Genomic DNA, 21,693 nt, shown 5'->3' on the forward strand with positions numbered 1-21,693 from the left:
GCCGCCCGGCGCCGGGGCCGCCGGGCCGTCGTCGCCCGCACCGCTGGCCACCTATGCCGTGCTGCCGCAGGCCGGCCTGGCCACGCTGGTGCAGCCGGTGGTCCCGGCCCGGCGCTGGACCTGGCCGCAGGCCTTGCCGCGTGGCCTGCAGCCCGCCGGGCGGGCACTCGCCGCGCTGGCGCACCTGGGCCACTTGGCCGTGTCGGTGCGCCAACGGGGCATCCTGCTGCGCGTGGCGCTCACCGCCCTCATCCTGCACCGCTGCCTGCCGCCGGCCCGCCGTGAAGGCGATCCCGCCATGGACACCTGGGGCGAGTGGTGGGCCGGGCTGAAGGTGGTCGTCCAGGCCAGTGAGCGGCGCGAGATGCGCTACCGCCTCACCCTGGCCCTGCAGGATGTGGTCCACGACCCCGGCGGCCGCTGGCGCCAGGCGCTGCCGACCGAGCTGCACCTGCATGGGCTCAAGACCGTGGACCCCGGCGCCAGTTGGGGCGAACTCTGGGATTGGGGCCTGCAGCGCCTGGGCTGGCGCTGGCGGGGTCGCACCGGGCCGGCCCCCCGCCTGCGGCCCAGCTACCTGGAGCAGGTCACGCAGCTGCAGGTGCGGCTGACCGACGCTGGCGGCCGCCTGCAGGCCGACACCCGACGCTGGCCCATGGACCTGCGGCAGATGCTCGGCGAGCTGCCGCTGCGCCTGACCGGCGGGGGCGACCTGCCCAGCGCCTTGCTGGCGCTGGCCGCGTACCCCGGGGTCTTCGGCCGACTGCTGGTCAAGACCCGCCTGATCGACTTCCGTCTGCCCGTACGCTCCGGCCGGCCCCAGCGCGACGGGGCCTCGACCGACGAGCTGACCCTGCGTGTGTGGCAGGACGGCCGCGAGCACCGGCTCATTCCCCGCACCTACAAGCTGGAGGTTCCGCTCGGCCTGTCCAGCAGCGATCCACCCGGGCAGGACCTGCGCCGCCGCATCGCCCTGCGCCTGCACCGCTACCGCGCCCAGCCTGACCGGCCGCCCACGGTGCAGGCCGGGCATTGGCAGGATCAGCCGGTGCGTCGGGTGCGCAGCGTGCTGCTGGTCCACGCCTTCGGCCAGTCGGGCCGTAGCTTTACCCTGGACTCCGCGCCGCAGAGCCTGGCCGGCACGCTGGTGGAGTCCGGCTACGAAGTCTGGGTGCTGGACCACCGGCTCAGCACCCGGCTGCCGGCGCACCACCTGCCGTCCACCATTGACCAGATCGCCCGCTACGACCTGCCCGCCGCGGTGCGACATGTCCGCCAGGTGCTGGCCCGCGAACTGGGGGACGGTCCCGGGCAGGCGCCCCTGCAGGTCTTTGCCATTGCCCAGTGCATCGGGGCGGCGGCCAGTGCCATGGCCCTGCTGGCCGGGCGCCTGCAGCCCCCAGGCCAGCCGCCCGCCCTGGCGGGGCTGGTGATCTCGCAGACCCATCCCCATTGCGTGGCGTCGCCCCTCACCCGGGCCCGCACCTGGCTGCCTGCCTTCCTGCGCGACACCCTGCGGCTGCCGCGGGTGCCGTTTGCGGTGCGCGATGGCGCCGAGAGCGGTCTGCTGGCCATGGCCGACCGACTCTTCAGTGCCCTGCCCATCGCGCCGCAGGAGCAGTGCCCCGCCCGGGCCGAGGGCGATCACGACGAGGACGACTGCGCCACCTGCCGCCGCATCCGCTACATCGAGGCGCCGCTGTTCAAACACCGCAACCTGGCCTATGCCACCCACCGTGACCTGCCACGGCTGTTCGGCGATGCCAACCTGCGCCTGTTTGCCCACGCCGCCCGTTGCACCGAGGCCGAGCACCTGGTCAACGAGGACGGCGCCCCGGCCTATGTCAGCGACCGCCAGGTGCTGCGCCATTTCCGCCTGCCCCTTATCTTCCTGCACGGGCAGGAGAACGAATTGTTCGACGTGGAAAGCGCCCGCCGCAGCGCGGCCCACTACGCCCGGGTCCATCCGGAGTTGGCCGACCTGGTGGCCCGCGCCCTGGGCCAGCCCGAAGGGCCGCAGCACCCGGCGCGCGCCGCCTTCATCGTCCCCGGCTATGGCCATCTGGATGTGCTCATCGGCCAGCAGGCCCGTGCCGACGTGTTCGAGCCCCTGGTGCGCGCGCTGGACCACCTGGGCACCCAGGACGTGCCCCGCCCCCGGCCCCACCGTCTGGGCGCCACCCTGCGCCTGCCGCTGGACGGGCCCTGCCTTGGCGGCCTGCGGCGGGAGGCGGGGCGGCTCCACCTGGAACTCGCCTTCCGGGTGGATGACCGCTTCAGCGATGGTCAGCGCGGCCCGCAGGCCGCTGCCGGCGACCGCACCTGGGCCTGGGTGCGCAGCCACCCGGGCGGGCTGGGCGATCCCCTGGCCGCCGGGCTGCACGCGCTGGCACTGGAGGACTGCCCGGCGCTGACCGGCGACCTTGGGGGGCAGCAACCGTCCTGGCGCCGCGATGTGGCCCAGCGCCGCGTGGCCAGCGGCGCACTGGCCCTGCCGACGGCGGGGCTGGCCGACCGCGGGGGCCTGGCGCTGGAGGCCTTCACCGTGCATGAGGTGATCGTGGGTGACGGCGCACCCTGGCCCGCGGACGTCCTGCCCTGTCCCCCCGGCCTGGACCTGGCGCAGCCCGGCCCGGCGCTGGCGGCCTGGCTCGAGGCCCTGTGGCAGGGGCGCCGCCGGCGCCTGCAGGACCTGGCCGAGGAAGACCGGCCGCACCAGCGCACCGCGTCCATCCTGCGTCTGCGTCCCGAGCATCCCGAACAGCGTCTGGCGCAGCTGGCGCCCGCGGTCCTGCAGCCTTGGTTGAGGCCGGAGGACGACGGGACCTGTCACCTCGCGGTGGGCAGCTGCCGCTATCCGGGCTTCGCCGTGGACGCGGCACGGGTGGACACTTGGCTGGCGGACCTGGAGCAGGCCCAGCGTGAAGGCGCCGCCGCGCCTGCCCTGGCCCTGTTGCTGGGCGACCAGATCTATGCCGACGCCACCGCCGGCTTTGCCGACGCCCTGAGCCCGGTGGAGCGCTACTGGGACCGTTACCGGCAGGCCTTCTCCCGGCGGCGGCCCGATCCCCTGGGCGGGCCGCGCCCTGCCGGCCTGGGCGACTGGCTGGCGGGCTTGCCCAGCCTGTTGGTGCCTGATGACCATGAATTCATCGACAACCACCCCGACGGGGCGCCGCTGGTCAAGGCGCCGCCGGCGCACCATCGACGGGCTCAGGGGGTCACCCGGGCCGTGGCCCACCAGGCGCTGCGGGCCTACCAGTTCGCCCACACCCGGGGTTGGCAGGTGGCCGACGGGGCGTGGCAGCTTTCGCTGGGGCCGGTGCGCCTGCTGGTGCTGGACACCCGCAGTCACCGTCGGCCCGCCACGCCCGATGGCGACCCCGGCGCGCTGTTCAGCCCCGGACAGTGGGACGCGGTGACGCGGTGGCTGGCCGAGGCGCCGCGCACCGGGCAGCTCCAGGTGCTGGCCACCGGCTCGGTGCTGCTGCCCGGCCTGTGGCGTCACACCCCCATGCAGGCCGGGCAGGTGGACACCCTGCAGGCCCGTCCGGCCGAGCGCTACCGCCTGCTGCAGGCCCTGGCCCAGGCCCATGCGCAGAGCCTGGGCGCGGCGCGCTTCCTGCTGCTGTCGGGGGATTACCACCTCTGTGCAGCCGCGCGCCTGCAGCGGCAGGGCATGCCGCTGGGTGCCTGCCTGGTGGTGCCGCCGCTGTTTGCGCCGCTGCCCTTTGCCGACGCCCGGGCCGAGGACCTCCACTGGCAGGAGGAGCTGCCTGACGGCCTGGCCCTGGAGCCGCTGGAGGTGCGGCGGGGCAGCGGCCTGGGCCGGCTGTCGGTGCAGCGGTGTGAGGGCGGCTACCAGGTCCGGTTCCGGGCGCGGTTGCGCCGCCTGGAGCTGTTTGACGACCCTCAGGCCGTGCAGGAGGTGGACTGGACGCTGACGCTTTGAGCGGCGCCGGTCTCGTGTCCCGGAACCGCTGGGCTCAGGCCACGGCGGGCAGTTCGGCCAGGCGCAGCCCCATGCGGGCCACGGCATAGACCGCCTGGGCCCGGCTGTGCACCCCCAGCACCTGCAGCACCACGGCCACATGGGTCTTGACGGTGGTGTCGGAGATGCCCAGCTCACGGGCGATGGTCTTGTTGGACTTGCCCTGCACCAGGCGCAGCAGCACCTCGCGCTGGCGCGGGGTGAAGTTGGGTTGCTGCTCCTCCTGGTACTCGCTGGCCAGCGCCAAGGCGGGCAGGTACACCCCGCCCTGCAGCACCTGGGCCAGGGCCTTGGACAGGTCCACGGAGTCGTGGGACTTGGGGATGTAGCCCAGCGCGCCCTGCTCGATGGCCTGGCGGACCACGGCCGGGTCCTCGCCGCCGGCCAGCACCACCACCGGCACATCGGGCGCCACCTCATGCACCCGCACCAAGGCGGTCAGGCCGCTGACGCCAGGCAAGTTCAGGTCGGTGCAGACCAGATCGGGTGGCGACGTGGCCTGCAGATGGGCCAGCCCTGCCTCCAGGGTGGCCGCATGGACCACCTGCATCCGGGGATCCAGGCGCTGCAGCAGCAGCTCCAGGCCTTCACGGAACAGCGAATGATCGTCGATGAGCAGGATCTTCATGCGTGGCGGCAGACGGTGGCGTACAGGAAGTTTGGGCGGCAGGCGGGCAGGGCCCGGCACGCCGCCGTACACGAAGTCCGGCAGTATGCCCAGGCCCGCCGCACCGTGAATCCTCCGTTTGGAGTGCCGCCACCGGGTCCGGTCGCTGGGGCTGCTTCTGGCACACTCGCGCGCTTCCTGAATCCCGCCTGCTGCCTGCCTTGGACACCGCCCAGAAGATCCTCATGCAGATCGCGGCCGAACTGAAAGTTCGCCCCGCGCAAGTCAATGCCGCCGTCAACCTGCTGGATGGCGGGGCCACCGTGCCCTTCATCGCCCGCTACCGCAAGGAGGCCACCGAGGGCCTGGACGACATCCAGCTGCGCGAGCTGGAGGCCCGCCTGGCCTACCTGCGCGAGCTGGAGGACCGCCGCGCTGCCGTGCTCAAGAGCATCGACGAGCAGGGCAAGCTCACGCCCGAGCTGCGTGCCGCCATCGACGCCGCGCCGACCAAGCAGGAGCTCGAAGACCTCTACCTGCCCTTCAAGGTCAAGCGTCGCACCAAGGGCCTGATCGCCCGGGAGGCCGGGCTGGAGCCCTTGGCCGACCAGCTCTTTGCCGATCCCACGCTGGACCCGCTGACCCAGGCGCAGGCCTTTGTGGCCGCCTACGAAGGCGGCGCGGCCAAGCTGGCAGAGGCCGGCTTTGCCGACGCCTACGCCGTGCTGGACGGCGTGCGCGACCTGCTGGCCGAGCGTTGGGCCGAAGACGCCGCGCTGGTCGGCAAGCTGCGCACGTGGCTGTGGGACGAGGGCCTGCTCCGGTCCAAGCTGGTGGAGGGCAAGGACCCCCACCACGCCGACCATGCCAAGTTCCGCGACTACTTCGAGTACGACGAGCCCATCCGCACCGTGCCCAGCCACCGTGCCTTGGCCGTGTTCCGTGGCCGCACCCTGGAAATCCTGGACGCCAAGCTGGTGCTGGACGAAGAGGTGGTGCCGGGCCAGCCGACCCTGGCCGAAGGCCGCATCGCCCACCACCTGGGCTGGCGCCACAGCAAACGGCCCGGCGATGAACTGATCCGCAAGACCGTGGCCTGGACCTGGAAGGTCAAGCTGGCGCTGAGCCTGGAGCGCGATCTCTTTGCCCGCCTGCGCGAGGAGGCGGAGAAAGTGGCCATCAAGGTCTTTGCCGAGAACCTGCGCGACCTGCTGCTGGCCGCCCCGGCCGGCAAGCGCGTGGTCATGGGTCTGGACCCGGGCATCCGCACCGGCGTGAAGGTGGCCGTGGTGAGCGACACCGGCAAGGTGCTGGCCACCGCCACCGTGTACCCGCATGAGCCCAAGTGCGACTGGGAGGGCAGCCTGCACACCCTGGGCAAGCTGGTGGCCACCCATGGGGTGAACCTGATCGCCATTGGCAACGGCACCGCCAGCCGAGAGACCGACAAGCTGGCCGCCGACCTGATCAAGCGCGTCGCCGCCCTGGCGCCGGACGTGAAGCTGGAGAAGGTGGTGGTGAGCGAAGCGGGCGCCTCGGTCTACTCCGCCAGCGAATTCGCCAGCAAGGAGCTGCCGGACCTGGACGTGAGCCTGCGGGGCGCCGTCTCGATTGCCCGTCGCCTGCAGGACCCGCTGGCCGAGCTGGTGAAGATCGAGCCCAAGAGCATTGGCGTGGGCCAGTACCAGCACGACGTCAACCAGAGCGAGTTGGCCCGCACCCTGGACGCCGTGGTGGAGGACTGCGTGAACTCCGTGGGCGTGGACCTGAACACCGCGTCCGCCCCGCTGCTGGCCCAGGTCTCGGGACTGTCCAACACGGTGGCCAACAGCATCGTGCGCTGGCGCGACGCCCACGGCGCCTTTGCCAACCGCCAGCAGCTGCTGCAGGTGACGGGGCTGGGTCCCAAGACCTTTGAGCAGGCGGCGGGCTTCCTGCGCATCCGGGGCGGCGACAACCCGCTGGACCTCTCCGGCGTGCACCCCGAGACCTACCCGGTGGTGGAGAAGATCATCACCGCCGCGGGTCGGCCGGTGGCCGAGCTGATCGGCAATGCGGACGTGCTGCGCAAGCTGCGGCCCGAGGCTTTTGCCGATGCCAGGTTCGGTGCCATCACCGTCAAGGACATCCTGATCGAGCTGGAGAAGCCTGGCCGCGATCCGCGTCCCGACTTCAAGGTGGCCCGATTCAACGACGGCGTGGAAGACATCAAGGACCTGCAGGAGGGCATGGTGCTGGAGGGCACGGTGTCCAACGTCGCCCAGTTCGGCGCCTTTGTTGACCTGGGCGTGCACCAGGACGGCCTGGTGCATGTGAGCCAGCTGTCCCACAAGTTCGTGAGCGACGCCCGTGAGGTGGTCAAGACCGGCGACATCGTCAAGGTCAAGGTGCTGGAGGTGGACCTGGCCCGCAAGCGCATCAGCCTGACCATGAAGATGGACGCCCAGCCGGGCGCCAAGCCGGGTGGCCGGGGCGACAACCGCTTCCAGCCCGCCGGCCGGCAGGAGCGCGAAGGGGCAGGGCGTGGGGCGGGTGGAGCCGGTGGGGGCGGACGCGGTGCCCCGCAGCCGGCGGCCCAGGGCGCCATGGCGGCGGCCTTCGCCAAGCTCAAGCGCTGAGCGCGCCTTCGGCGGTCCCCGCGTCAAACGTTGCCCAGGTCACGCCCATGAAGGCCCTGCAGATCCTGGCCGGACCGGCCGCCCTGGCGCGTCTGCGTGAGGGACCCCTGCGCCCGCAGGAGGTGCGGGTGGTGCCCGGCGCTGCCGGGGGGCCCAAGGGCTTGATCCTGGGGCCGATGGACCGCTTCCTGTTCGGCCACTGGCTGCCCCAGGGCGGGCACACCGTGCACCTGCTGGGGGCGTCCATCGGCGCCTGGCGCCTGGCGGCGGCCTGCCTGCCCGACCCGGTGGCGGCGCTGGACCGCCTGACAGCGGACTACATCACCCAGGACTATCCGCACGCACCGGGCCAGGCGCCTACCGCGGCCACGGTCAGCCAGGTGTTTGGCCAGACCTTGGCGGCCCACCTGGGCGGGCAGGGCGCGGCGCTGCTGGCCCATCCGCAGTACCGGCTGCATGTCTTCACCAGTCACGGCCGAGGCCGTTGGCTGCAGCGGGAGGGCGCGCGCTGGCGCACGGGGCTGGGCTACGGCCTGGCCCTGGCGGCCAATGTGTGGCGCCGTCCGGCCATGGCCCGCTGGCTGGAGCGGGTGGTGTTTTCCGACCCGCGCAGCCCGCTGCCCCTGCCGCTGGACGACTTTCCTGGCCAGCAGGTGGCGCTGACCGCCGGCAACCTGCTTCCCGCCGTGCTGGCCAGCTGCTCGATCCCGTTCTGGCTGCAGGCGGTGCATGACATTCCTGGCGGCCCGCCCGGTGCCTATTGGGATGGCGGCATCACCGACTACCACTTCCATCTTCGCTACGACCGGCTGGGTGCCCCCGCGCCGGGGCAGGACCCGGGCTGGGCGCTGTATCCGCACTTTCAGCCCACGCTGGTGCCGGGTTGGCTGGACAAGTCGCTGTCCTGGCGTCATGGCGCCACGCCGGCGCTGGACCGGGTCATCGTGCTGGCGCCGCGGCCGGAGTGGCTGGCACGCCTGCCCAACGCCAAATTGCCCGACCGCCAGGACTTCAAGGTCTATGCCCAGGACCTGCCCGGCCGCATGCGCGCCTGGCGCCAAGCCGTGGCCGAGAGCCAGCGCCTGGCCGACGAGCTGTCCGACTGGCTGGCGGGCGGCCCCGTGCCACCCATTGCGCCCTTGCCCTGACGGGGGGCAGGCGCGCGGGGCGCTCAGGCAGGCAGGGTGGCCGCCGCCATTTCGTCCCGGCCCAGGCGGGCGGCACGCACCATGGCCGCAGCGCGCTCGGCAATCATCACCACTGCGGCATGGGTGTTGCCGCTGACGATGCGCGGCATCACCGAGGCGTCCACCACCCGCAGGCCGTGCAGGCCCTGCACCCGCAGCGTCGGCGACACGACGGCCAGCCGGTCCTGGCCCATGCGGCAGCTGCCCACCGGGTGGTAGATGGTGTCGGCGTGTTCGCGGATGAAGGCGGCGATCTCGTTCTCGGTCCGGGCCGCGCGCGACGCGGCCCGCTCCACACCGCCCAAGGCCATCAGGGCCGGTTGGGCCAGCACCCGGCGGCTGAGCTGCACGCCCCGCACCAGGCGGTCCAGGTCATCGGGGTCGCTCAGGAAGGCCGGATCGATGCGCGGCGGTACCTCGGCATGCGGACTCTCCAGGCTGACCCGACCCCGGCTGCGCGGCTGCAACAGGCACACATGGAGCGAGAAGCCGTTGCCCCACACCAGCTCCCGGCCATGGTCCACCAGTTGGGCCACCACGAAATGCCACTGCAGGTCTGGCACCGTCTCCTCCTCATGGCTGCGCAGGAATCCGCCGGCCTCGGCAAAGTTGGTGCTGATCAACCCGCGCCGCTCCCGGCGCCAGGGGCCCCAGGCCCGCGCCAGGGCGGCCAGGCCATCCACCGAGAGCGCCACTCCCCCGGTGGCCTGGGGGGCCTGCACCGCCAGCACCACGTCGGGGTGGTCGTGCAGGCCGAGGCCCACACCCGGCAGCGCATGCCGCACCGGCAGGCCCAGCCGCAGCAGCTCAGCCGGCTCTCCGATACCCGAGCGCAGCAGCACTGCCGGCGAGAGCAGGGCACCGGCGCACAACAGCACCTCATGGCGGGCCTGCAGCGTCTGCAGGTCGCCTGCCAGGCGCACACGCACGCCTCTGACACGCCCGTCCTCCACCACCAGGTCCTGCACTTCCGCCCAGGTGTAGACCTTCAGGTTGGGACGCTCCAGGTGCGGGCTGAGGTAGGCACGGGCGGTGCTGCAGCGCTGACCGTCGCGCTGGGTCACCTGGTACGCCCCCACGCCTTCGAGTTCCGGCCCGTTGAAGTCCGGGTTGTGGGCCCAGCCGGCCTGGACCCCGGCATGGATGAAGGCCTCGCGCAGGGCCGGCGGGCTGCGCAGGTCGGCCACATTGAGCGGACCGCCTGTGCCATGCCAGCGGCTGGCGCCGCGCTCGTTGTGCTCCGCCCGGCGGAACCACGGTAGCACCTCGCGCCAGCCCCAGCCTGGGGCGCCGTGGTCGCGCCAGTGGTCATAGTCGCTGGGGTGGCCGCGCACGTAGACCATGGCATTGACCGAGCCGGAGCCGCCCAGCACCTTGCCCCGCGGCTGGTAGCCCCGGCGTCCGTTCAGGCCCGGCTGCGGGGTGGTCTCCAGGCCCCAGTTGTGGCTGCCGGTGCGTGCCATCACCGCCAGGCCCGCCGGCCACTGCACCTGCCGGCTGGTGTCGGCGGGGCCGGCCTCCAGCAGGGCCACCCGCACCTCCGGGTCCTCGCTCAGTCGGGCAGCCAGCACACAACCGGCGCTGCCGCCGCCGACGATGACGTAGTCGAAATCCATGCGCACTCCCCAGGACCGGCGGGATGCGCCATGTTCGCCGGCTGGCGACGGCCACGCCTCGGCACAAGCCCGGGGGGCCGGCTTATACTTGCCACTTTCAACCGGCATCAGGACTTGGAAAGGCAGCACGGGTTATGACACCGCGAACTACTCCCTCCCATCCGGAAGAGGTTTAGTCGGCCGCGGCTCAACTCCTGCGCATTCCTGCGCCAGCCCATACCCCCCAAGACGCGGCCTCCAGGCCGCGTTTTTGTTTTCCAGCAGGGTGCACCGTCGCCGGCCCGTCCGGGCCCCGCGCGCCACCCGCCCCAGGAGCTTTGCATGATCACGATCACCCTGCCCGATGGCTCGAAACGCGAGTACCCGGCACCCCTGACCGTGGCCGACGTGGCCGCCTCCATCGGCACAGGCCTGGCCAAGGCGGCGCTGGGCGGCAAGGTGGGCTCGGGCGAGGCCGCCCGCCTGGTGGATACCAGCTTCCTCCTGGCGCAAGACACGGCCCTGGCCATCATCACCGACAAGCAGCCCGAGGGCCTGGAGCTGATCCGCCACTCCACGGCCCACCTGCTGGCCTATGCCGTCAAGGAGTTGTTCCCCGAGGCCCAGGTCACCATCGGCCCGGTGGTCGACAACGGCTTCTACTACGACTTCTCGTACAAGCGCTCCTTCACCCCCGAGGACCTGGCCACCATCGAGAAGAAGATGACCGAGCTGGCCAAGAAGGACGAACCGGTGGTGCGCCGCGTGCTGCCCCGCGATGAGGCTGTCGATTACTTCAAGGGCCTGGGCGAACACTACAAGGCCGAGATCATCGGCAGCATCCCGGCCGATCAGGAGGTGAGCCTGTACCGCGAAGGTGCCTTCGAGGACCTGTGCCGCGGCCCCCATGTGCCCAGCACCGGCAAACTCAAGCACTTCAAGCTGATGAAGGTGGCCGGCGCCTACTGGCGCGGCGACCACCGCAACGAGATGCTGCAGCGGGTGTACGGCACGGCCTGGGCCAGCAAGGACGACCTGCAGCAGTACCTGACCATGCTGGAGGAGGCCGAGAAGCGCGACCACCGCAAGCTCGGCCGCGAGCTGGACCTGTTCCACATCGACGAGCACAGTCCGGGCACCGTGTTCTGGCACCCCAAGGGCTGGACCCTGTGGCAGGAGGTCGAGCAGTACATGCGCCGTGTGTACCGCGAGAACGGCTATCTGGAGGTCAAGGGGCCGCAGATCCTGGACAAGACCCTCTGGGAGAAGACCGGCCACTGGGATAAATACCGCGAGAACATGTTCACGACGGAGTCGGAGAAGCGTGACTATGCGCTCAAGCCGATGAACTGTCCCGGCCACATCCTCATCTTCAAGCAGGGTGTGAAGAGCTACCGTGACCTGCCGCTGCGCTACGGCGAGTTCGGTCAGTGCCACCGCAACGAGCCCACCGGCGGCCTGCACGGCATCATGCGCGTACGGGGCTTCACCCAGGACGATGGCCACATCTTCTGCACGGAGGACATGATCCAGTCCGAGGTGGCTGCCTTCACCGCGTTGCTCAAGAAGGTGTACGCCGACTTCGGCTTCACCGACATCCTCTACAAGCTCTCGACCCGCCCCGAGAAGCGCATCGGCACCGAGGAAAGCTGGGACAAGGCGGAGGCCGCGCTCGCACAAGGCCTGAAGGCCGCCGGCTGCGACTTCGAGTACCTGCCCGGCGAGGGCGCCTTCTACGGCCCCAAGATCGAGTACACGCTCAAGGACGCACTGGGCCGCCAATGGCAATGCGGCACCATCCAGGTGGATCCCAACCTGCCCGAGCGCCTGGATGCGGAGTTCGTTGGCGAGGATGGTCAGCGCCACCGTCCGGTGATGCTCCACCGGGCGATCGTGGGCAGCCTGGAGCGGTTCCTGGGCATCTTGATCGAGCAGCATGCGGGCGCCCTGCCCGTCTGGCTGGCTCCCACGCAGGTGGCGGTGGCCGGCATCACCGATGCGCAGGCAGACTACGTGCAAGATGTGGTCAGAACACTCCAGAAGCAGGGTGTTCGGGCGGTGGCAGATTTACGCCATGACAAGATCACCTATAAAATCCGCGAGCACTCGATGCAAAAGGTTCCGTACATCCTCGTCGTTGGCGACAAGGAAAAGGCAAGCGGGGCCGTCGCGGTGCGTGCCCGGGGCAACAAGGACCTGGGCGTGATGTCGCTGTCCGACTTCCAAGAGAAGCTCGCCAGCGACATGGCGTCCAAGGTCTGAGGTTCACCCCGGTTTTCTCGCACCGGTTTCATTCATACACCAGTCCCCCCGCTTGCCTGGGGGCCTTTTGAGGGTTTGCACCATCGCTACCTTTGCCGACCGGCGGATGCCGAACGTCGAGCGCAAGCATCGACTCAACCGCGAAATCACGGCCCTGCATGTGCGCCTGAACGGCGTCAACAACGAGCCGCTGGGCATCGTCGCCATCCAGGACGCCCTGCGCATGTCGGCCGAGGCCGACGTGGATCTGGTGGAGATCGCCGCCCAGGCCGATCCCCCGGTCTGCCGCCTGATGGACTACGGCAAGTTCAAGTATCAGGAGCAGAAGAAGGCCGCCGAGGCCAAGGCCAAGCAGAAGGTCATCGAAGTCAAGGAAGTGAAGTTCCGTCCAGGCACGGACGACAACGACTTCGACATCAAGCTGCGCAACCTGCGGCGCTTCATCGCCGAGGATGGCGACAAGGGCAAGGTCACGCTGCGCTTCCGCGGTCGTGAGATCACCCACCAGGAGCTTGGCATGAAGATGCTGGAGCGCATCCGCGAGGAACTGGCGGATGTGGCGGTGGTCGAGCACATGCCCAAGCTCGAAGGCCGCCAGATGATCATGGTGCTGGCGCCCAAGAAGAAGTGATCCCGGGCCGCTGCGGCGGCCGCCACTTCACGAGATTCCATTTTTCCCGCGATAATGCGGGGTTTGCTGCTGGCGGTTGGTCGCTGCCAGTGGCGTTGTCCGTGGTGTGCCGGCTTGTGCCGGTGTGCGGCGGACGTCCAAGCCGTTGCAGGCCAACAAGCACCGCCGGTCGTCGGCGGTCGCCTGCAGGGGTCACCTACAAGGAGCAGTCATGCCCAAGATGAAGACCAAGAGCAGCGCCAAGAAGCGCTTTCGCGTGCGTCCGGGCGGTACCGTCAAGCGCGGTCAGGCCTTCAAGCGTCACATCCTGACCAAGAAGTCCACCAAGACCAAGCGTCAACTGCGCGGTGCTGCCAACGTGCACGAGACCAACATGGGCCACATGGCTCAGATGCTGCCGTTCGCCGGCCTGTAATCCACCTCAGACACAAGGAGTTAGAACATGCCTCGCGTCAAACGTGGTGTTACCGCCCGCGCTCGTCACAAGAAGATCCTCGCCCTGGCCAAGGGTTTCCGCGGTCGCCGCAAGAACGTCTTCCGCATCGCCAAGCAGGCGGTGATGAAGGCGGGCCAGTACGCCTACCGTGACCGCCGCACCAAGAAGCGCGTGTTCCGCCAGCTGTGGATCGCCCGTATCAACGCCGCCGCGCGTGGTCTGGGCCTGACCTACAGCCGCTTCATCGCCGGCCTGAAGAAGGCCCAGATCGAGCTGGACCGCAAGGTGCTGTCGGACATGGCCATCCACGATCCGGCTGGTTTTGCCGCCATCGTCGACAAGGTGAAGGCCCAGCTGAGCTGATCCCGACTCGGTGCCACCGCTGGCCCCGCCGGCGGTGCGCCCGTCCGACCTCCAAGGCCGTCACCCACCGGGACGGCCTTTTTTCATTTGTCCTCCGCTGCACGCCTTGCGCTGCACGCCCCCACGATGAACGAACTCGATCAACTGGTGAGCCGGGCCGAGGCCGACTTCGCCGCCGCCGCCACGCCCGCCGACCTGGAGAACGCCAAGGCGCGCTACCTGGGCAAGGCCGGCCAGGTCACTGAACTGCTCAAGGGCATGGCTGCGCTCCCGCACGAGGAGAAGAAGGCCCGTGGTGCCGAGATCAACGTCGCCAAGCAGAAGATCGAGGCCCTGCTCAACGCCCGCCGACAGGCACTGGCCGACGCCGAGTTGCTGGCGCAGCTCAAGGCCGAGTCGCTGGACGTCACGCTGCCGGGTCGCCTGCGGGGCACGGGGGGGCTGCATCCGGTCTCCCGCACCATGGAGCGCATCGAGGCCATCTTCGGCTCGATGGGCTTTGACGTGGCCGACGGTCCCGAGATCGAGGAGGACTGGTTCAACTTCACCGCACTGAACACGCCGGCGGATCACCCCGCGCGTTCGATGCATGACACCTTCTACGTGGACACCCAAGCGCCGGACGGCTCCGGTCATCTGCTGCGCACCCACACCAGCCCGATGCAGGTGCGCTATGCGGTGCAGCATGTGCAGACGCACCGTGCGCGCCTGGATGCGGGTCTGCCTATGCCCGAGATCCGCGTCATTGCGCCGGGCCGCACCTACCGCGTGGACTCCGACGCCACCCATTCGCCGATGTTCCACCAGTGCGAAGGCCTGTGGATCGGCGAGAACGTGAGTTTCAAAGACCTGAAGGTCGTCTTCGCCGACTTCTTCCGCACCTTCTTCGAGACTGACGAGCTCGACATCCGCTTCCGTCCCTCGTTCTTCCCGTTCACCGAGCCGTCGGCCGAGGTGGACATCGCCTTCGGCTCCGGACCGCTCAAGGGCCGCTGGCTGGAGGTGGCCGGCTCGGGACAGGTGCATCCGAACGTGGTGCGCAACTTCGGCCTGGATCCGGAGCGCTACATCGGCTTCGCCTTCGGCATGGGCCCGGACCGCCTGACCATGCTGCGCTACGGCGTCAACGACCTGCGGCTGTTCTTCGACGGCGACCTGCGCTTCCTGTCGCAGTTCCGCTGAGCTGAACCTGGGCGGCCGGTGCCGCCCCCCCGCACGAACACCTGATCCGAAGAGCATCAACATGCAATTCCCCGAGTCCTGGTTGCGCGAGTTCTGCAACCCGCCGCTGTCTACCCAAGCCCTGGCCGACCTGCTGACCATGGCCGGCCTGGAGGTGGAGGAGATGGCACCCGCCGCCCCGCCGTTCACCGGCATCGTGGTGGCCGAGATCCTGGAGGCTGAGCAGCATCCCAATGCCGACAAGCTGCGGGTGTGCAAGGTCCATGCCGGCCCCTTCAGCCCGGATGGCCCGCTGCAGATCGTCTGCGGCGCCCCCAACGCCCGTGCCGGCATCAAGATTCCCCTGGCCACGGTGGGGGCTGAGCTGCCCCCAGGCGAGGACGGCAAGCCTTTCAAGATCGGCAAGGGCAAGCTGCGCGGTGTGGAGAGTTTTGGCATGCTGTGCTCCGCCCGCGAGCTCAAGCTCAGCGAAGACCACGGCGGCCTGCTGGAGCTGCCGGCCGATGCGCCGGTGGGCACCAACCTCCGCGAGTACCTGCAGCTCGACGACACCCTGTTCACCCTCAAGCTCACGCCCAACCTGGCGCACTGCTTGAGCGTGTACGGCATTGCCCGTGAAGTCTCGGCCCTGACCGGCACGCCGCTGACCACACCCGCCATCGCCGCCGTGGCGCCGCAGCATGACCAGCAGTTGCCGGTGCGCATCGAACACACCGACCTGTGCGGCCGTTTCTCCGGCCGGGTGGTGCGGGGCGTCAACCCCAAGGCCCAGACGCCCGACTGGATGGTGCAGCGCCTGGCCCGCTGCGGCCAGCGCACGGTCAGCCCGCTGGTGGACATCTCCAACTATGTGATGTTCGAGTATGGCCGCCCCAGCCACATCTTTGACCTCGACAAGATCCAAGGCGGCCTGCAGGTGCGCTGGGCGCGCGAGGGCGAGACGCTCAAGCTGCTCAACGGCAACACCGTGACGCTGGATGCCCAGGTGGGCATCATCGCCGACGAGCAGGCGGTGGAATCGCTGGCCGGCATCATGGGCGGCGACGCCACCGCGGTGTCTGACGACACCCGCAACATCTACATCGAGGCCGCCTTCTGGTGGCCGGCCGCGGTGGCCGGCCGCTCGCGCCGCTACAACTTCTCCACCGATGCCGGCCACCGCTTCGAGCGGGGCGTGGACCCGGTGGGCACCGTGGAGCACATCGAGCGCATCACTGCCCTGGTGCAGTCCATTTGCGGCGGTGAGGCCGGCCCCATCGACGACCAGCAGCCGGCCATGCCGCAGCGCGCGCCGGTGACGCTGCGCGTGGCCCGGGCCAGCAAGGTGATCGGCATGCCCGTGAGCCAGGCCGACTGCGCCGGTGTGCTCGGCCGCCTGGGCCTGTCCTTCACCGAAGGCGAGGGCACGCTCACCGTCACGCCGCCGAGCTGGCGCTTTGACATCGCCATCGAGGAAGACCTGATCGAGGAAGTGGCGCGGGTCATCGGCTTTGACAAGCTGCCGCAGACTCCGCCACTGGCGCCGGTGTCGGCCCGCGTGCGGGTGGAAGCCCAGCGCAGCCGTCACACCGTGCGCCACGCCCTGGCCGCCCTGGATTTCCAGGAGACGATCAACTTCAGCTTCGTCGAGGCCCGCTGGGAGCAGGAGCTGGCGGGCAACGCCCACCCCATCCAGGTGCTCAACCCCATCGCCGCACCGCTGGCGGTGATGCGCTCCAGCTTGGTGGGCAGCCTGATCCAGGTGCTCAAGTACAACCTGGCCCGCAAGGCGCCGCGCGTGCGCGTGTTCGAGCTGGGCCGTGTCTTCGTACGCGATGCCAGCGTGGCCTCCACCGTCAGCACGGTGGCCGGCGTGCGCCAGCCCATGAAGGTGGCGGCCCTGGCCTGGGGCCCCAAGGCCTGCGCCCAGTGGGGCGTGCCGGAGAAGGCCGTGGACTTCTTCGACCTGAAGGGGGATCTGGAGGCGCTGATGGCGCCGCGTCGCGCCACCTTCCGTGCGGCTGAGCATCCGGCGCTGCATCCCGGTCGCTGCGCCGAGGTGTTGCTGGATGGGGTGTCCGTCGGTCACATCGGTGAACTGCACCCGAAGTGGCGCCAGGCCTATGACCTGCCCAGTGCGCCGGTGCTGTTCGAGCTGGATCTGGATGCCGTGCAGCAGCGGGTGGTGCCGGTCGCCCAGCCGGTGCCGCGCCAGCAGTCGGTGCTGCGCGACCTGGCGCTGGTGGTGGCCGAGGGCGTGCCGCATGACGCGCTGATGGCCAGCCTGCAGGATGACCCGCAGCAGCTCATCCGGCAGGCGGTGCTGTTCGACATCTACCGCCCGTCGCAACCCACGGCTGACATCGCCGCGGGTGAGCGCAGCATGGCGGTGCGCCTGGAGTTGCGTGACGACGACGCCACGTTGACCGAGGAGCGCATTGAGGCGACAGTCGCCAGCGCCGTGCAGCGTGCGGCCCAGGCCCATGGCGCACGTCTGCGCGCCTGAGTCCGCAGGATGGAACGCCGCGCAAGCGAGGGAGACGACGGATCCATGAGCAAGAACGAGCCGGGCGCGGAGCGCCCCCTGATCGACGGTCCCATCCTCACCGAGGTGGAGACCCCCACGCTCACCAAGGCTGAGCTGTCTGAACTGTTGTTCGAGCGGCTGGGCCTGAACAAGCGTGAATCCAAGGACATGGTGGACGGCTTCTTCGACATCGTCAGCAGCACCCTGGTGGCGGGGTCCGATGTCAAGCTCTCAGGCTTTGGCAACTTCACCATTCGCCGCAAGGCCCCGCGACCCGGCCGCAACCCGCGCACCGGTGAGCTCATTCCGATCGCGGCCCGCCAAGTGGTGACCTTCCACGCCAGTCACAAGCTCAAGGACATCGTCCAGGGCGAGCTGCCGCCCGACGACGGGGCCTGAGCCGGTTTCCAGCCCCCCGTGGTCAACGCCCCTCCTTGTGAGGGGCGTTTCGTTTGCGGGGGAGGTGCTGCAACCCGGGCTTTGCCCAAATGTTTCGCGCTACGCAAATGTGGCCCGCTGCGCTACCCTTGCCGGTTTGGGCGCCAAGCCGTTGCGCCCTTCCGGGCGCTTTCCTGAAGCGCCCGCCGCCTTCCCCACCGAGAGACGACTCCCCCGACCGCCATGACCGTTGAGCGAGGTGCAGAGTCCCTGCCAGACATTCCCGCCAAGCGCTACTTCACCATCGGTGAGGTGGCGGAGCTCTGCGCCGTCAAGCCGTATGTGCTGCGCTACTGGGAGCAGGAGTTCAGCCAGCTGCGTCCGATGAAGCGACGCGGCAACCGACGCTATTACCAGCACCATGAGCTGCTGCTCGTGCGCCGCATCCGTGAACTGCTCTACGAGCAGGGCTTCACCATCAGCGGGGCGCGCAACCAGCTGGGGGGCGGCAGCGGTCCTGCAGGGCCCGAGGCGGTCGACGCCATGCCGGAGGCCGGGGAGGCGATGGCCCTTGGCGCGGTGGGCGGGACCTCGGTTGAGATGGCGGCGGACGAGTCCGTCCCTCTTGCGGCCTCTGTGCAGGCGCCAGAGGCGGTTGAGGGCACGCCTGGCGTGGTCGATTGGGCCTTTTTTCGGACCGAACTCAAAAACATCAAAAAACTCTTGCAGGACCCGTAATGTCGTGCCTATAATGCTATCTTTCAGTCGGGGTGTAGCGCAGCCTGGTAGCGCACTTGCATGGGGTGCAAGGGGTCGCGAGTTCGAATCCCGCCACCCCGACCAAGAAATGCAGAGCCCGGTTCCAAAAGGAACCGGGCTTTTTGCATTCTGGCCGGCCGAATTTTTCGAAAGATCGACCCGCGAATGGCGGGTGCGTGTCTGCTGGTGTGGGGCAGCGCGGTGCGCCGCGGCCTGTGCAGCCAAAGGCGGCTGCCAGCGCGTCCGAGGGTGGGCTTGCCGCAGCCAGGCGGGCTGCGCGCGGTGCAAGCCCCGGTGGCGGCAGCCTGCTGCGTGGTCAGTCCGACAGCGTCACCACCACGGGCGTGTGGTCGCTCGGGCGTTCGTTTCGACGGGGCTGCTTGTCGATGGTGCAGTCCTTGACCTGGGGGCGCAGCGCTTGGCTGACCAGGATGTGGTCGATGCGCAGGCCCTGGTTCTTGCGGAAGGCCAAGTTGCGGTAGTCCCACCAGCTCCAGCTCTTCGGGGGCTGCTCGAACAGTCGGAAGGCGTCGTGCAGGCCCAGGCTCAGCAAGGCCTGGAAGTGCCCGCGCTCCTCGGGCGTGCAATGGATCTGGCCGGCCCAGGCGGCGGGGTCATGGACGTCACGGTCCTCGGGGGCGATGTTGAAGTCACCCATGAGCACCAGCCGTGGGTGACGCACCAGCTCGCCGGCCAGCCAGTCGCGCAGCGCTTGCAGCCACGCCATCTTGTAGGTGAACTTGTCCGAGTCGGGGGCCTGCCCGTTGGGGAAGTAGCCACCGATGACCCGGATGCCTCCCACCGTGCCGGCGATCACCCGGGCCTGCTCGTCGGCGAAGCCTGGGATGTTGCGCTGCACCTCGTCCAGCCCAGCGCCGGCGCGGGCCAGCAGGGCCACGCCGTTGTAGGTCTTCTGGCCATGGAAGGCCACTTCGTAGCCGGCGGCCTGCAGCTCGGCGACAGGAAACTTGTCGTCGGTGAGCTTGGTTTCCTGCAGCACCAGCGCGTCCACCGGGTGGGTGGACAGCCAGTCCAGCAGCTGTGGCAGGCGCACCCCCAGGGAGTTGACGTTCCAGGTGGCGAGTTGCATGCGGGTGTCCTTGTGGGCGGGGGGCGGGGCAGTGGGAGCGTGCGCTCAGATGTGGAGCCAGGCGAGGATGCCGATACCGACCCCGGCGATGCCGGAGCCGATGGTGGCCCATTCCAGCCAGCGCCGCTTGGTCAGCAGGGCGATGGCGGCCAGGGCGATGGCGATCTGCAGCAGGGTGGTGGCCTGTGCCCAGCGGTGATGCTGGTGCATCTGGGCCTCGGACTGTTTGTCCCAGTCCCTGGACTCCGCCTCCAGCTTCTCGGCCTGGACCTTGATGTCAGCCTTCTCGGTTTTGTAGCGCGCGATCTCCTGCTGATAGGCGGATTTCTTGTCGTCAGGCACCAGGGTCAGGGCCAGTTCGGCCAGGTTCTGCTTGCCGCTCTTGGCCTGGTAGTAGTTCCACTGGTTGGAGGCCTCGGTCTTCTTGATGGCCGCGTTGTTCTTGTACAGGGCGGCATTGGCCTGGGTGGCACCACCTTGGTAGGAGAACAGGGCGCCGATGCAGGCCAGGATGGCGGTGATCACCGCCAGCTGGCCGGCCATGCCTGCCGGTTCGTGCTGGGCGGCGTGCTCCAGTTCATGGTCGTGAGGGCCGTGGACGTGGAATCCGTGTCCGGACATGGGTTTCTTTCTGGTTGAAGGTGAGGTGGAAAGGGGTCAGGCCGTTGGCGTGATGCGGGCGCGGCGGCGGTAGGTGACGAAGGCAAAGTGCAGGCCGGGGTCGTGGGCGCTGGTGCCGGGCAGGCGTTCAACCTCGTCGAAAGCCTCTCGCGGCCAGGCCGGAAAGTACGCATCGCCGGCCATGGGCTGGCCAATCTCGGTCAGCACCAGGGTGTCGGCGGCGGGCAGCGCGGCCCGGTAGAGCTCGGCGCCGCCGATGACGAACAGTGGGCCGGCCTCAGCGGCGCCCAGGGCCAGGGCCTGGTCCAGGGCGTGGCAAGGTTCGGCCCCGTCGGCCTGCCAGTCGGGTTGCCGGGTGAGCACCAGGTTGCGTCGGCCGGGCAAGGGGCGAAAGCGCGGCGGCAAGGAGTCCCAGGTCTTGCGGCCCATCAGGACGGCATGGCCGGTCGTCAGCCGCTTGAAGTGGGCCAGGTCTTCCGGCAGGTGCCAGGGCAGGCGGTTGTCCAGGCCGATGACGCCGTTCTGGGCCACGGCGGCGACCAGGCAGAGGCGGGAGGCGGAGAGGTCGAAGGGCATCGGCGCATTTTCGCAGCCGGAGGCGTCCGACCGCCCGGGTCGCCGCCTGCGCGGCGCTCAGGCCGCCAGCGGCCAGGCCGATGCGGGGAGAGCGGGGGTTTGCAGGTCGATGTCCGGGTGGTCTGTGCCCGTCATGAAGCCCAGCAGCGGATGGTCGCGGTGCGCCCACTCACGCCGGATGTGGGCCACATCGAGGCTCAGGATGCGGTGTGGCAGCTGCCCGGCGTGGGCCAGGGGCACCCAATGGTCGTCGGACCAGACATTGGCAAAGCCGATGCGCTGGTAGATGCGGATCAGCGCCGCCCGGCGGGCGCCGATGACCAGCCAGCGCAGGCCGCGGGCCTCGGCCACCAACCAGGTGGCCTTCATCAGGGCCAGTCGCACCTGCGCATCAGCGTCGGGCATGACGGCCAGGCGCGTCACCTCGGCGCGGGCTTGCTGTCGCAGGTGGGCCGGCAGCTCGACGCTGGCTTCCAGCATCAGGGGGCCTTGGTGGCTGAACTGCATGCGAGCGGTGCCCACCGCACGCCCGCTGGCCTTGTCGCGGCACAGCAGCACCAAGGTCTCGGGGGCCAGGTCCAGCGCATCGGCTTCGGCCAGGGCCTGCCGCCAGTCCGGCAGGCGACGCCCGTAGGCTTCGGCCCGCACGGCACAGGCGGCGGCCAGGTCTTCAGGGCCTTGGCAGGGGTGCAAATGAAAGCTCAGGGACTGGCGCGGGCGTGCGGTTGACGGTGGCGCCGAGCTTTGGAGGCGCTGGCGGCACTGGAGGCTCAGTGAGGCCGGCGAGGGCTGGTCAAGCGGCGCGGCAGCTGGCGGGAACACGACGTCGTTCATGGTGGGCTCCTGGGCGGTAGGGAGGGTCATCGCCATGCGGCGATGTCCAGAGCCTAG

General features: G+C 69.7%; 17 protein-coding genes and 1 tRNA gene. 12 read left to right on the top strand and 6 right to left on the bottom strand.

Features of this window, described 5'->3' with window-relative positions:
- A partial coding sequence (locus G3A44_RS19190) for an alkaline phosphatase D family protein (RefSeq protein ID WP_203561483.1) occupies positions 1 to 3,952 on the top strand: 3,952 nt, incomplete at its 5' end.
- Between the two features lie 34 nt (positions 3,953 to 3,986).
- Here G3A44_RS19190 and G3A44_RS19195 read toward each other — a convergent pair.
- Positions 3,987 to 4,619, bottom strand: a complete 633-nt coding sequence (locus G3A44_RS19195) for a response regulator (RefSeq protein WP_163459372.1) — start codon at positions 4,617 to 4,619, stop codon at positions 3,987 to 3,989.
- Between the two features lie 224 nt (positions 4,620 to 4,843).
- Between G3A44_RS19195 and G3A44_RS19200 the strand changes: the two genes are divergently transcribed.
- A complete protein-coding gene (locus G3A44_RS19200) occupies positions 4,844 to 7,216 on the top strand; it encodes a Tex family protein (RefSeq protein ID WP_163459373.1) in 2,373 nt (790 codons plus the stop codon).
- Between the two features lie 47 nt (positions 7,217 to 7,263).
- Complete coding sequence (locus G3A44_RS19205; protein ID WP_163459374.1) at positions 7,264 to 8,364, top strand: patatin-like phospholipase family protein; 1,101 nt, start codon at positions 7,264 to 7,266, stop codon at positions 8,362 to 8,364.
- A 23-nt stretch (positions 8,365 to 8,387) separates the two neighbouring features.
- Here G3A44_RS19205 and G3A44_RS19210 read toward each other — a convergent pair whose 3' ends face one another.
- Positions 8,388 to 10,019 carry a GMC family oxidoreductase gene (locus tag G3A44_RS19210; RefSeq protein ID WP_163459375.1) on the bottom strand — a complete coding sequence of 544 codons (1,632 nt, stop codon included), beginning with the start codon at positions 10,017 to 10,019 and terminating at the stop codon, positions 8,388 to 8,390.
- A 321-nt stretch (positions 10,020 to 10,340) separates the two neighbouring features.
- Here G3A44_RS19210 and thrS point away from each other — a divergent pair, with 321 nt between their 5' ends.
- The 9 genes from thrS (at position 10,341) to G3A44_RS19255 (ending at position 18,599) form a co-directional block, all read left to right on the top strand.
- Positions 10,341 to 12,260, top strand: coding sequence for a threonine--tRNA ligase (gene thrS, locus G3A44_RS19215; protein ID WP_163459376.1), 1,920 nt, complete (start codon positions 10,341 to 10,343; stop codon positions 12,258 to 12,260).
- A 106-nt stretch (positions 12,261 to 12,366) separates the two neighbouring features.
- Complete coding sequence (gene infC / locus G3A44_RS19220) at positions 12,367 to 12,891, top strand: translation initiation factor IF-3 (protein WP_163459377.1); 525 nt, start codon at positions 12,367 to 12,369, stop codon at positions 12,889 to 12,891.
- A 211-nt stretch (positions 12,892 to 13,102) separates the two neighbouring features.
- Positions 13,103 to 13,306, top strand: coding sequence for a 50S ribosomal protein L35 (gene rpmI, locus G3A44_RS19225; RefSeq protein ID WP_037483023.1), 204 nt, complete (start codon positions 13,103 to 13,105; stop codon positions 13,304 to 13,306).
- Positions 13,307 to 13,333: 27 nt separating this feature from the next.
- Positions 13,334 to 13,690 (top strand): 50S ribosomal protein L20, encoded by a 357-nt coding sequence (gene rplT, locus G3A44_RS19230; protein WP_163459378.1) that lies wholly within the window; start codon positions 13,334 to 13,336, stop codon positions 13,688 to 13,690.
- A gap of 126 nt (positions 13,691 to 13,816) precedes the next feature.
- Complete coding sequence (pheS, locus tag G3A44_RS19235) at positions 13,817 to 14,872, top strand: phenylalanine--tRNA ligase subunit alpha (protein ID WP_163459379.1); 1,056 nt, start codon at positions 13,817 to 13,819, stop codon at positions 14,870 to 14,872.
- A 61-nt stretch (positions 14,873 to 14,933) separates the two neighbouring features.
- The gene (gene pheT / locus G3A44_RS19240) at positions 14,934 to 17,357 is read left to right on the top strand and encodes a phenylalanine--tRNA ligase subunit beta (RefSeq protein WP_163459380.1); all 2,424 of its coding nucleotides are present in this window, start codon (positions 14,934 to 14,936) and stop codon (positions 17,355 to 17,357) included.
- A 45-nt stretch (positions 17,358 to 17,402) separates the two neighbouring features.
- Positions 17,403 to 17,777 carry an integration host factor subunit alpha gene (locus G3A44_RS19245; protein WP_163459381.1) on the top strand — a complete coding sequence of 125 codons (375 nt, stop codon included), beginning with the start codon at positions 17,403 to 17,405 and terminating at the stop codon, positions 17,775 to 17,777.
- 222 nt (positions 17,778 to 17,999) lie between these two features.
- Positions 18,000 to 18,494 carry a MerR family transcriptional regulator gene (locus G3A44_RS19250; RefSeq protein WP_163459382.1) on the top strand — a complete coding sequence of 165 codons (495 nt, stop codon included), beginning with the start codon at positions 18,000 to 18,002 and terminating at the stop codon, positions 18,492 to 18,494.
- Between the two features lie 28 nt (positions 18,495 to 18,522).
- Positions 18,523 to 18,599 (top strand) — tRNA-Pro (locus G3A44_RS19255).
- Positions 18,600 to 18,831: 232 nt separating this feature from the next.
- Here G3A44_RS19255 and xth read toward each other — a convergent pair.
- From xth to G3A44_RS19275, 4 genes are read right to left on the bottom strand one after another with little or no spacing between them, the layout of a single operon-like run.
- Entirely contained in the window at positions 18,832 to 19,605 is a 774-nt protein-coding gene (xth, locus tag G3A44_RS19260) for an exodeoxyribonuclease III (RefSeq protein ID WP_163459383.1), read from the bottom strand.
- Positions 19,606 to 19,650: 45 nt separating this feature from the next.
- Complete coding sequence (locus G3A44_RS19265; protein WP_163459384.1) at positions 19,651 to 20,226, bottom strand: DUF4337 domain-containing protein; 576 nt, start codon at positions 20,224 to 20,226, stop codon at positions 19,651 to 19,653.
- Between the two features lie 36 nt (positions 20,227 to 20,262).
- A complete protein-coding gene (locus tag G3A44_RS19270; protein WP_163459385.1) occupies positions 20,263 to 20,802 on the bottom strand; it encodes a dihydrofolate reductase in 540 nt (179 codons plus the stop codon).
- Positions 20,803 to 20,859: 57 nt separating this feature from the next.
- Positions 20,860 to 21,672, bottom strand: a complete 813-nt coding sequence (locus G3A44_RS19275; RefSeq protein ID WP_239061976.1) for an N-acyl amino acid synthase FeeM domain-containing protein — start codon at positions 21,670 to 21,672, stop codon at positions 20,860 to 20,862.
- Between the last annotated feature and the right edge of the window lie 21 nt (positions 21,673 to 21,693).

It is taken from the genome of Ideonella livida, assembly GCF_010499455.1.
Taxonomy (GTDB): Bacteria; Pseudomonadota; Gammaproteobacteria; order Burkholderiales; family Burkholderiaceae_C; genus Ideonella; species Ideonella livida.